General features: G+C 34.6%; 5 protein-coding genes. All 5 read right to left on the bottom strand.

Annotated elements, in window-relative coordinates; all coding sequences use genetic code 11:
- Window positions 1–128 precede the first annotated feature (128 nt).
- Complete coding sequence (locus QL232_RS23480) at window positions 129–1,463, bottom strand: sulfatase-like hydrolase/transferase (RefSeq protein ID WP_281616006.1); 1,335 nt, start codon at window positions 1,461–1,463, stop codon at window positions 129–131.
- Window positions 1,463–4,639, bottom strand: a complete 3,177-nt coding sequence (locus QL232_RS23475; RefSeq protein WP_281616005.1) for a T9SS type A sorting domain-containing protein — start codon at window positions 4,637–4,639, stop codon at window positions 1,463–1,465. The genes QL232_RS23480 and QL232_RS23475 overlap by 1 nt, the downstream gene beginning before the upstream one ends.
- A gap of 125 nt (window positions 4,640–4,764) precedes the next feature.
- Window positions 4,765–7,533, bottom strand: coding sequence for a T9SS type A sorting domain-containing protein (locus QL232_RS23470; protein ID WP_281616004.1), 2,769 nt, complete (start codon window positions 7,531–7,533; stop codon window positions 4,765–4,767).
- A gap of 117 nt (window positions 7,534–7,650) precedes the next feature.
- Window positions 7,651–9,606, bottom strand: coding sequence for a hypothetical protein (locus QL232_RS23465; RefSeq protein ID WP_281616003.1), 1,956 nt, complete (start codon window positions 9,604–9,606; stop codon window positions 7,651–7,653).
- A 105-nt stretch (window positions 9,607–9,711) separates the two neighbouring features.
- A complete protein-coding gene (locus QL232_RS23460; RefSeq protein WP_281616002.1) occupies window positions 9,712–13,755 on the bottom strand; it encodes a two-component regulator propeller domain-containing protein in 4,044 nt (1,347 codons plus the stop codon).
- Between the last annotated feature and the right edge of the window lie 101 nt (window positions 13,756–13,856).

Raw genomic sequence — 13,856 nt, 5'->3', positions numbered from 1 at the left:
GATCGAGAATGATTATAGTTATCCAATAGCACATCATTCTATTATTCCAATGATTCATTTTTAACAAAAAAACCTTGAAAGGATAAAATCCAATCAAGGTATGCTTTGAGTAAAACTATTATTGTAAACTAATCTGTAAGTAGGTTTTGCCAGGATACACCTCCTGAATTGACAATGTGTTTTCTTAGTATCTTATCAAAATTCTTTTTCTTTTTCGGTAGGTCTGAAGCCGGAATTGGATGCATCTCTTCTTTATCTTTACTCATGTTATAGAAGACATAAGGTTGGCAAGCTGAATTCTGCATATATTTCCAACCGTTTTTTTGTACACTGTAGAAGATAGTTCCATCAACACAATCACTACGATTTCCTCTACGAACACCAATATCCACTCGGTCTTCTTTGGCTACTGCTCCGTTTAACAAATAATTTTTCTGATCGATCCCTGATAAATCTTCAACTACTTCAGCACCAATGATCGACGCCATTGTAGGAAAAATATCAGTTACTGACATATACATATCGGTCTTTTGAGGTTTTATGTTTTTACCCCATCTAACGATAAAAGGAACCCTTGTACCCCCTTCATACAGATCGCCTTTCTGTCCTTTAAATACTCCGTTGTCTGCACCATGGTTTTCTGCTCCCCCATTATCTGATAAGAACATGATCACTGTGTTATCCAATTGTCCATTCTCTCTAAGTTTCTGAACTACCCTTGCAATTTGATCGTCCATATGTTCTACTAACCCAGCATATTTTGCTCGCTTTTCTGAGATACCTTTCTCTCTGGCTATAACTTTTTCATAGTATTCAGCCGGTGGTTGTAAAGGAGAATGTGGTGCAGTATAGGTTAAGAATAAACAAAAAGGTTGATCATTTTGATCTAAATATTCTAAAGTCCAATCTGTAAATAGATCTGTACAATGTCCTTCTGGTTCAATCTTTTGATCATTTTTTCTCATCCAATTTTCATTGTATCGGACATGTTTATAATAGTCCGTCATACCTACTAGCCACCCTTGGAAGAAGTCAAACCCTCTTTCATTGGGTAGGTTTGGTGATGCGTGGCCTAAATGCCATTTCCCAATTAATGCCGTAGTATAATCAGATTGTTCTTTAAAGACATTCATTATGGTTTTGGCTTTTGGAGCAAAAAATCCAAAACTATTAGATTGATTTACTCTAACCACTCCAGGTACTCCTACTAAGTCTGGATATTTACCTGTATACATCGATGCTCTAGATGGAGAACAAACGGAAGAAGTCGTATGGAAATTGGTAAATAAAGCTCCTTCACTGGCTAGTTGATCAATGTTAGGTGTTTTTATATCTTTCGCTCCATAACAGGAGAGATCTCCATATCCTAAATCATCTGCCACGATGATCAGAAAATTTGGTTTCTTTTGGGCGTATGTACCCCATGACATCATTAAAAAAATGCCTATAAGTAGTGCTTTCATTATTTTTTCTGAATTTTAACCGGTTTGCTTTCCGAAGACTTAATAATATAAATTCCTCTAGGTAATGAGGTTAAGGATAGTACTGTTTTATTCTCTGTCAGATCTTGTTGGTATACTACCTGTCCCGTTAAATTAATAATCTGAATAGACTGTGGTTTTGTAACAAGGATATTCACTTCAGACGTAAATGGATTTGGATAAACATTGATCCATTCATCCGTAGGGTCTAAAGAAGAAATGGTACTCTTTTTAAATGTAGCCGAAATGGAATAGTTGTTCCATACATTCTCAAAGGTATGAGCATATGCAGTTTTATCTGTTTCTAATGTATCAATACTGTTGTCATCTCCTACAAAAACCAGATCAATTTCGTAACCCGGGTCAGGAATAATATCAAAAGTAATATCCTCACCTTCACTCACTTCTCCTAAAAGTGGAGTAATGCTCCCGTTTTCTCCTGCAATAGCTGGAATGATAAAAATAGTAGGTTCATACTCTTTAAACCTAGCTGAAAAACTATAGGATTGCGTTACCGCTTTAAAAGTATATTCTGTAGTAGCTAAAATGGTATCCTGATCCACAAGTAGGTAATCTACTTCATAACCATCATCTGGAACGATCTGAAATGTAAAATCATCATTGTGGAAAACAGTTAATGTACCTGGAGTAATTGTACCGTTATCGGATTGACTTACTTCAATAATATATTCATCTGCTCCAAGGATAGCTTTGTATTCATCATTATGATTAGCAACTACAATTTCTACTGATGAATCTGTTGATAGAAATTCACCATTTTTTTGCCATTCAATAAAATAATGACCTGCAAGTGTTAACGCTTTAATCTTTACTTTTTCTCCTTCAAGATATCTGCCATTACCGGTCAGTACACCCCAATCTCTTCTATTGGCAGTCACATTAATCCAATGTTTTTGTAACTCAAAGGGATAAGGTCTCTCCACTTGATCATATTTTGTGTTTATTAAAATAGACCAATTGACTTCTGATGATGCCCAACCTACAAAGTTATCCAAATCACTAAATGCTGAAGTCGACAAACCAAATGTATCCTCTTGTAAATGTGAAGACGTAAGTCCAGTAGTTTCACGGTCCCAATACGCATTGGTAACACTCACAACATCTTCTTTGTGTCCATTACCAATTAATCCACCTGAATTTGATGCATTTTCAACACTTCCAACAGCATAAACTTCATTTACTGATGATCTATTGTAGATTGTACCTACTAAACCCCCAAGGTTTTTCCCGCCTTCAATCACACTTACATCAACGAAAGAGGCCGATTGAGATAAGTGGCTTCCTTTATTCAATTCACCAACTGCTCCACCTATTAATCTTTCCGCTTCTACTTTACCTGAAACGACGATATTTTCAATATTTGTACTGTCAGCTTTACCAAGGAGTGCACCTACATATCTATCCCCTTTGAAGTCTACATTTAAGAGCTGTAAATTCCTTATTGATGCACTGTCTTTACTATAACCGAACAATCCAATATATCTTTCTTGTTCTCTTTGTGATACTAGATCATGAATCTCATAATGTTGTCCATTAAAATGGCCTCTAAATGGTTTGGATTCAGTACCAATTGGGAAAAAACCTAACCCTGCATTCCAATGCTGAGTTTCTTCTGCATAAATATTAGCATCCAATATCACATGGCTTCTCCAACGAGTACCTTGTCCAATACCTGTGGTTGTATCTCCTTCTGAAAACCATCTTAGTTCTTCTAATGTTCGAATAACATATGGGCTTTCTGCTGTCCCCTCGCCCTCAGGTAATTGATAGTCAATACTTTTATATTTCACTTCAATAACTATATCTTCAGAAACTCCCGATAATGTGATATATGGTACTGTTCCGATTGAATTTCCATTTAGAAATACTTCCTCAATTTCGTAGGCTGTCTTTGGAAAGATGGGTAATTGTACGGTTTCAAATGAGGTAACCTTTAATGTATCGTCTCCGATTACCTTACCTCTTGGAGAACTTATTTCGGTAATTAGATATTCGGCAGGTTCAAATGATGCTTCAAATACCATATGTTCTTCCACAGTCACATTTATCTCTGGTTGATCAGAATATACCTCATTGTTGAGTTCCCATTGTACAAATTCTACATTTTGATTGGGAACTGCCTTTAATGAAATCTGCTCTCCAATCGAATAATATCCTTCTCCTTGGACTGCTCCCCAATCTTCATTTTCATTTTTCACTTGAACGAATACACCGCCAATCCATGAAAGATAAGGTCTACTTGTTTCCGAAAAATCACTATTGGTATCCATCTTCCAAATGTTTTCAAAATCAAGATCCAAAAAGCTATCTTCTGATTTAAATTCTTCCACTGTTAAACCATAGGAATCTGCAATACCTTCATTAGAGTTTAGTCCTGTAATATCCTTGTCCCAGTAACTTTCTTTGATTGACACCAATTTGTCTTCACTACTGGCAAAGTGGCCAGCGCCTACTAATGGTCCTACACTTGATGATCCTGTAACAACTGCTGCTACATAAGACTGTGAAATTGATGATTTATTGTATATAACTCCTGCAATACCACCCACATTTTTCTCTCCATCAATTACTGATGTTGCTACAAATGATTGTATATATGATACTTCAGACTTGTTATTGATCTCACCAATAATACCTCCAATACCTCTTTCACCATGTACAGTACCCTTCGCAATGATATGATGAATGATGGTGCTTTCGTCAATTTTCCCTGCCAAAGTCCCAATAAACCTTTCTCCTGAAACATTAACATTATTCAGTTGCAAATGATGCACTGTTCCCGATAAAATAACACCAAACAAACCCAAGTACCTAGATGACGACTGGTCAATACTTAAACTTGAAATTGTATATCCTCTTCCATCAAAAGTTCCTTTGAAAGGCGTTTCTGTTGAACCAATAGGCACAAAGTCCACATTGGTTAAATCAATATCTGCCATTAAAATGTAATGATGTTCAAGTCTATTGAGTACATCATCTGTATCCCCTTCTGCTTTGGAAAGCCATAACAGGTGAGACACATTTTCAATTTGATATGGATTACTTATTGAACCATCTCCTTCCAATGGTTTTTCTTGTGAAAATCCAGTTTGAAAAAAGAAGAGAATACATATGATAAGTATTAAATGCTTAATCATTTTAATTTCTTTGTTAGTAGCTAGGGCAAACAATTCCCTAGTTTTTATTTAAAAGTATGCTTCTATTTTCTACTCTTTGTGATAAAAAATAGAAGCATATGTATTAAAAAGTTTCGTTATTTAGTTTATTCCTTAATGATCTTAAAATTACCAATATTTTCAATGTGGATCACATATATCCCAGAGTTTAACAAACTCATATCTATGGTTTCTTTTGAAAACTGAGTAGTGTTAGAATAAACTATGTTTCCTATTAAATTATAGATGACCACTTTTGTATTTATTGGAACACCTGCTAACGTAATTTTGTCTGATGTTGGGTTAGGTCCCACTTTTACCTTGGCTAATAATGATGGATCTAACGAGGTTGGAAGCTCTTCTTCGATGAAAATTACTTCCAATGAATTTGAAGCACTTACCTCTTTGAAAGTGTAACTTTCCAGACTTCCCATATCCGCACCATTTACAAGTACTTCAGATACTATATAGCCTTCATTTGGAGTAAATACAAAGGTTTGGTTTTGCCCTTCGACTACATACATTGAAGATGGAGTAATTTCACCATTAGTTGGTTCAACAACAGTAATATAGTGTACCTTATTATAGATCGCCTCTATACTATGGTTGCTTTCAACATTCTCAAAAGTATAAGTAGTCACACTTCCTTTTGATTCACCGTCTACTTGAACATCAACTAGCATATACCCTTCATTTTCTTCAATGCTATAAGTAATTGATTCCCCTTTAGAAACTTCAGTTGTACCTGGTGTTATGCTTCCACCTTCGTTCTCTATTACCTGAATAGTAAAAAGTACTGCCTCTTCTTTAAAGTTTGCTGTAATCGTATGATCACTCATCACATTAGTAAATGTAAATTCATCAATCACACCTTGAGATTCTCCATCTACCAATACTTCACTTATCTCGTATCCTTCGGAAGCTTCGATTATAAAGGTCTGATCACTTCCTTCATCCACTACTGTAGTTGAAGGAGTAATCGTACCGTTGGAAACCTGAACTACTGTTAATGTGTAGGTTGGGACAATAACCTCTGTAAAGCTTGCTGTTATCGTATGGTCACTCATCACATCAGTAAATGTGTACTCATTGATAACACCTTGAGATTCTCCATCCACCAATACTTCACTAATCTCGTATCCTTCAGATGCTTCAATTATAAAGGTCTGATCACTTCCTTCATCTACTACGGTAGTTGAAGGAGTAATCGTTCCATTGGAAACCTGAACTACTGTTAATGTATATGTTGGGACAACAACTTCAGTAAAGCTTGCTGTTATCGTATGTTCACTCATTACATCGGCAAATGTATATTCATCGATAACGCCTTGAGATTCTCCGTCCACCAATACTTCACTAATCTCGTATCCTTCGGAAGCTTCGATTATAAAGGTCTGATCGCTTCCTTCATCCACTACTGTAGTTGAAGGAGTAATCGTTCCATTGGAAACCTGAACTACTGTTAATGTGTAGGTTGGGACATCAACCTCTGTAAAGCTTGCTGTTATCGTATGGTCACTCATTACATCGGCAAATGTATATTCGGTGATTACGCCTTGAGATTCTCCATCCACCAAAACCTCACTAATCTCGTAACCTTCGGAAGCTGCTATTGTAAAGATCTGAGAACTACCAGAATCAACAACAGTAGTTGATGGAGTGATCGTTCCATTAGTTCCTTGAGTAACCGTTATTGTATATTTCTTAAGCTCAAAAACAGCCTGATAATCTACATCGTCTGTGATTTCAAATGAATACTCAGCATCTGTAGAAACGATCGTTTCGCCATTTAACCAATGTATAAAGTTATATTCATTTGCAGGTGTTGCAGTTATGGTAGCATTATTTCCTACATGGTAAACACCATCTCCTTCAACACTACCAAATGAATCATCATTTACTGATAAACTAACTGTTCTTGCACTTAGACGCTGTAAATAAGGTCTGAATTGGTTATCATATGCTGTTAATTTGGCGATTGCCCACATAGCATCAAAATCCCAAAGATTAAAGTTATTGGAATCACCAAACTCTGCTGTGGTTAAACCTTCGATATCAGGAAATTTATTTTCAGAATCAGCAATATCGATACCTGAAATTTCTGTATCCCAATATGAGTTTTCGATAACAATAGAAGTTTGTGATAAAGCCACTAATCCTCCTTTGTTAAGGCTAACATCAAAGTTATTGACAGCATATGAGTTTCTTATTACCGATTTATCATAATATCTTCCTGCAATACCACCCGCTGCTCTATTGTCATTATTAGATGCTTCGCCTGTACCTGTAAGTGTTACAAAAGTAATTGTATTTTCAATCACAGAACTCACATTTCCTTCACCAACAACTCCTCCAAAAAACCTTCTTGCTGTAACGTTTCCTGTTAATAAAATATTGGATAATGTACTAGCATCATTTAAATAGCCTGCTAAACCACCTACATAACGGTCACCTGTAATATCCATATCAGTCACCTGAAGATTCTTAACTACACCATTCTTGTCTATGTAACCGAAAAGACCTACATAATCTACAATTCTATTGATATATAAATTTGAGATAGTAAAGCCACTCCCATCATAATTACCTTTAAATTTTTTGTTGGTATTACCCATTGGTCTAAAGCCTTCACCTGTATTCCAATTCTTAGAATCTGCAGCATCAATATCGGCGGTCTGTTTATAATATAACTGCCACCTTGAGCCGTCACCAAGACTACTTCCATCTCCACCTTCAGAAATCCATCTTAAATGATCTAAAGATGAAACTAGATAAGGATGATCTACTGTACCATCTCCCTCCGTTGGCATTATTTGAGCAGATGATATAGAATAAATGCAAAAAAATAACAGGTAAAAAAGTAGATGTTTTTTCATTTCAAATCAAAATTAGTTGCTGTTCTTGTATTACTTCAAAATTAGAGAGTGTTACCTTTACTTAAGGTGTCATATATTAAAATGAAGGGGTGATATATCTTTAAAAAACAGCCTCAACTATCTCTTAAACACCCTTTTTGCTTCATCACCACATTTTATAAGATACCACCCTGAAGTGACTGTATTTAGAGAAACCGTTCTGAAAATATCTTGATCCGTCACAATTATTTTATCAGAAAAGTCTTGCCCCTGCATGTTGAATAATTGAATGGGATAATTTTTATGACTAATAATTTTTATATCTCCATCAGTTACTGTTGGGTATACTTCTAAGGATTGATCTAATGAGGATTGATACTTTAAAAAAGTAGAATAATAGTGTGTCGTTCCATCAAAATCGACTTGCTTCAGTCTATAGTAAATATGAACTGCTGTGAAACCATTCAACCTATCTATGTACTCATATTGTAAAGTAGTATTAGAATTTCCTCCACCTTCAAGTTGGTCTATAACTGTCCAATTGATTTTATCTGATGACCTTTCTATCTGGAAATAATCATTATTAATTTCCGTAGCAGTGGCCCATTGTAATACTACATTATCACTATTTGCTTTAGCGTTAAAATACAATAATTCCACTGGTAAATCATCGCTGATTCTACTTACACTTCTCATATAAGGACGATCTGCACTATTGTATTTTGTGAGGGTTCCAATCTCCCAATTATTTGTAAAATCAAAACCAGAAAAATTATCTTGGTCATTAAAATCGGCAGTAGTTAGTGGTGTTACTTCAGCCTCATCTTTATCGCTTAGATCAACCCCTGCATCAAAGGTGTCATCATCAAAATAAGTCTTGGTAATAGTACTACTGTTTCCTATTTCACCAACAATACCACCAATAGTTGGAGAACTGACAAGACTTCCACCCAACTCTACTGAAAAGCTGACTACAACTGCATAAGCTCGATCTACCTCTGAATTATAATTTCCACCAACTACGCCTCCGACATAATCTCCATCATCCAAAACAACAAGATCAGTAATAATGGCATTTACATTTTTGATTTTGCTACTTGTATTGCTATCACCGGTTATACCTCCAATTCTTCTTTTACCAGAAATTTTACCATGTACCATCGATAGTTTTATTTCACCACCATCGTTTCTACCAACTAAACCTCCAACATATTTATTTGTGATCTTTATATCAAGGTTCGATACTATGCTATTACTGATTTTTGTACTGCTATTATAACCAACTATCCCCCCTGCATAAGATCTTGCTGTTATCGTCACATCATCGATATCTATGTTTGATAAATTGGTTTGTGATTCGGCTAACCCTATTACTCCTCCAATATTGGAGTAGCTTGAAGATACCGTTAGATTAGAAATATTGATATTTGTAAGTACTCTATTTGCTCCTGAATTCTGATTGTAACCAATAACACCACCAAGGTTTGATATACCATTAACAACAGAGTGTCTAACTGTTACTGAGTTAATATTGATGTTACTTAATGTAGATTCTTCATTTTTTCCAACTAAACCTCCAACATTATTTTGTCCTTCAACACTCCCATTGGAAATACTAATTGATGAAACCTGACTTGAGTTTTTTATATATCCAACAATAGAACCCACATGATCTTTTCCTAAGATCTCAAAATCAGTTAGATTGATGTTATTCACTTCAGATGTGGTAACACTGATATAACCAAAAAGACCTACATGATCACTATTTCCTCTATCAATATGTAAATTTGAGATGGAATATCCATCAGCTGATCCACCATCAAAATACCCTTTAAAAGGGTTTGACTCAGATCCTATTGGTTGAAATCCATTGGTCTCAAACTCTGAGTCATCTGCTTCGATATTAGACACTACCTTAAAGTATATATCATCACCCCATTTACTTGGATTGTCAGAGACCATCTTCAAATCATCATAATTTGCAATTTCATAAGGGTTCAATGATGTCCCTTCTCCATTGAGTGTGAATTGAGCTAGTAAGGTGTTTATGGTAAGTAAATTCAATAAAAAATAAGTCAGTAATGTATAATTCATAACATCTTCGATTTGTATATCTCAAAGGTGTTATAAATACAATTAAAGAAGAGGGTCGTATATTAAATTCCAGAGGGTGAAATCTCTAAAAACGGCCTTTCTAGCTTACAGAGATTCTTTTACATCTACTTTTCTAAATTTTTTCAGGTATTCTGAAGGAGTAATTTCAAAGATCTTTTTAAAGTTGGTTCTAAAGTATTTCGCATCATTAAAGCCCACTAAAAATTGTATTTCTTTGATCGAGTGGTCCGAGTTTGCGATCAATTCTGCGGCGCAATGTAGTCTAATTTTTCGAATATAACCTGTAGCAGATTCGTTTTCATATTTCTTTAATCTATTATATAAAGTAGCATACGTTAAACCCATTTTTTTGGCAAACATTTTCGAATCAAACTCTTCTGTAAGTAAATTATCTTCGACCGTTTGTTGTGCCTTTTTTAAGAATTTATCCTTTTCAGGATCTTCTTGTAATTGTTGCACTTCTTTTTTAGCTGCGTAGAATTGTTTTGTTGCTCTTCTTTCTTCAATCAAGTTCATCACTTTAGCTAGTAAGAACTCCGTTTTGAAAGGTTTTACGATATAGGCATCGGCACCGCTTTCTATGCCTTCCAATTTATCTTCGTCAGTATTTTTTGCCGTAAGAAGTATCACTGGAATATGATTTAAATGAGGGTTTTTCTTAATTTCCTTACATAATTCCAGACCGTTCATTTCAGCCATCATGATATCAGAAATAACAATATCCGGTTGATTTTTTACTACAAACTCATACCCCTCTTTACCGTTTTGTGCTAAAATGATATTAAATTCCGATTGAAGTTCTTTTTTTAGATAAAGAGCAATATCCATATTGTCTTCTACAATCAATACCTTTGGAAGGTCTTCTGAAACAATGGTAGTTGATTCAATTTTTTCATCTTCCACAGAGACTTCCTCTATCACCTTTTCTTCCTCTTTCATGAAGTCATTTGATAAAGGTAAAGTAATGATAAACTTCGTGCCTTCTCCCTCTTTACTTTCGAAAGTAATCTTACCATAATGGGCTTCAATCAGCCTTTTTACTAAAGACAACCCTAAACCTGTACCTCTATCTGTCTTATTCTGTGTTTGATAAAACTCTTCAAAAATATGTTTTTGCTCTTCCTCTGATATACCATTGCCTGTATCAGAAACAACGATAGTGAAAAATTTATCATCTGGTGTTTTTGCTAACTCCACTAAAATATTCCCCCCTTCATCTGTATTTTTAAATGCATTGGAAACCAAGTTATAAATTGATTTTTCAATGATGTCTTCATCAATCCAAGCTTCCTGAAAATCCAAATGTGAATGAAAAGCATAGTTTATCTGATTATCTTTTGCCAAGGTATTGAATGAGGACGATACCAATCTGGTAAAATTGACAATATCTCTTTCTTTAAACTGAACCTTATGATTACCCGTTTCTATTTTCCTAAAATCTAATAACTGATCGAACAATACTAAAAGACGGTCTGAATTGCGTTTCATAATATCCAGATACTCTTTCATATGAAGAGTTAGGTTACTGTCTTTTAATAATGTTTCTAGCGGACTTGAGATTAACGTTAATGGTGTTCTTAATTCATGAGAAATATTGACGAAGAATCGGATTTTCATTAATGTAAGTTCCTCATTTTTTTCCATCTTGAAACGTTCTAGCTCTAAGGTTTGCTCTAACTTATGTCTATTGATAATCATCCTATTGACTTTATATATGATCAGACCAATAAGGACTAAGTAGATACAGTACGCAAGATCAGTTCTCCACCAAGGCGTTAGTATCATGATATGTAATTCTTGTGCTTTTTCTTCCCAAATTCCATCACTATTCGCAGCCTTCACTTTAAAAGTATATTCTCCAAATGGCAGATTAGAATAGACCACTCTTTTCCTTGAAGTTGTTATCCACTCTTTATCAAAACCATCCAATTTATACTGATAAGTATTCTTTTCTGCACTACCATAATGCATCGCATTGTAACCAATTTCAATATTGTTTTGAAAATGCTCTAAAGTAATTTCTTTGGTTTCTTCGATGGGTTCAGAAAAAATTAATTGCCCCCTAATGATATCTCCTTGGTGCACCTCTCTTCCATAAATATAGAACTTGTTGATAATGGTCTCAGGAGTAAATTTATTTGCTTCGATTTTACCGGGAAGAATAAAATTTAGTGCTTGATCCGAAGCAAATACCATTCGGCCATCAGACAGAAGCTTTGCACAGTTTACTCTAAAGTACCCTCCTTCAATTCCATCTTTTGTATTAAAAACCTGAGTTGTTTCTGTTTTAGTATCTAATAAAGTCAACCCATTACCTCCAATCCATAGATTTGTATTGATAGCATCATATACTAATGATTGAATCGAGTTAGAAGCTAATCCATCCTCTTTAGTAAAGGTTTTTACGGCTAGTAACTCTAAGGTTTTAGGATCAAATGTTAGCCTAGATAAACCATTTTCTATAGTTCCTACCCATAGCTCTTCTCTCGAAGTACGCAAAATTTCCCAACAGAATGATGGAGTCATCTGTCCGTTGATGTTGGTGATATTATACTGTTTATAAACCACTTTCTTTCCTTTACGTTTTACTTTCTCAAGACCATCTGGAGTTGATATCCACAAACATTTTTCAAAAGGATCTACATATAGATAATTTACTGTATTACTGATCAAGCGAAATTCTTTTCCTTTTCGCTTATTGTAATTTTTCGTACTTAAAATATCTCCTTTAGGGGAAATTTCGAGCTTCACCAACCCTTTTCTAAATGTCCCTACATATAGTGCATCATCAAAATAAGCAATAGAAGTGATGGTATTAGAAGTGAGAAACTTACCATCTATTTTCTTGAAGTTGACCTTACCTAGTTGTTCTTTTTCCAACGAAATCATAGTTAGTCCACCTCCCCAACTACCAATCCAAAGGTTTCCATAGGGATCTTCAAATAACGACTCGATTCCTCCGTATGTATTTAAACGATAACCAGACTTAGGATCATTTTTGTAAGTGACCACCTTGTTATTGTGGTATTTTAAAAGTGTACCATTTTTTAGTCCAAACCATATCTGACCACGACTATCTTCGTAAACCACATTGACATTTTCTTTGTGGAGTTCATTTAAATGTACTGTTGATAACCCAATAGATTGAAGGTTTGCATAACAACTACCTGAAGTGGTTCCTACCCACAATACATTTGATCTATCAATTAGAATTGTATTGACATTATCATTAATCAAACTGTTGACTACCTGTTTATCACTTTGGAAATGTATATGTTGCTCTGGTTGCTGTACATCAACTTTATAAACCCCTTTTTTTGTTCCTATCCATAGAAAGTCATTCTTAAATAAGATCGATGATATCGCATTAATACTATTAGGTAATGGGAGTTGTTCAATCTCAGCTAAGTGATTGGATCGAATTTGAAGAGACAATACTTTATCAAAACAAGCAACGAGAATTGCACTGCCATTCGTTTGAAAACCTCGAATAGTTTCTGTTGTTAAATCGAGTGTACTCTTTAACCTAGAATATTTCTTCTGTTCAATATTAAATATATATATACCATTTCCTCTTGTACCAATAAGAAGCTCATGGTCATTTAACTCATAAATATTGGATATTATAATCTTGTTATCTAAAGGTTGGTAATAATTTGCTGTTTCACTTTCTGTGTCTAACATGCCCAAGCCTTTTCTGAGTTCACCAAACCATAACTGATGTTTTCCATCTTCTAGGATGGTAGTTACGTTATGTCCTTTTCCTAAGAAATGCTCAAATTCATCATTCCTTGTGATATATTTATTTAACCCTGCATCTCTTGTGCCTACCCATATTTCTCCTGATGTAGTCTCATAAATTGTTGAAATTCGATTACTACTCAACCCTTTACTATTCCCGACATTAGAATTAAAATTTTTTACAGTGAACCCGTCAAATCGATTGAGTCCATTATTAGTACCCAACCAAATGTAACCATGACGATCTTGCAATAAACTAGTAACGTTAATATGTGACAGCCCTTTTTCTGGTGTAAGAGGCCTGAAGTTTAATAATTTATTGGCTTCACAATTAATCGTTAGGATATATAAGAATATAAAACTGAATGTTATAAATAGCTTCTTCATGAACAAAGAAATGGTAGTCATTTAAAAAGTGGTTCTTTCAAAACCAAAGTAATATTTCATTTATTTCTTCAAATGTAACTCAATTAATTTAATTTATTGAA

Origin of the sequence: Flammeovirga sp. SubArs3 (assembly GCF_947387565.1) — a bacterium.
Lineage (GTDB): Bacteria > Bacteroidota > Bacteroidia > Cytophagales > Flammeovirgaceae > Flammeovirga > Flammeovirga agarivorans.
The sequence above is the reverse complement of the archived record's forward strand: the minus strand, read 5'-3'. Positions and strand labels throughout refer to the sequence as shown.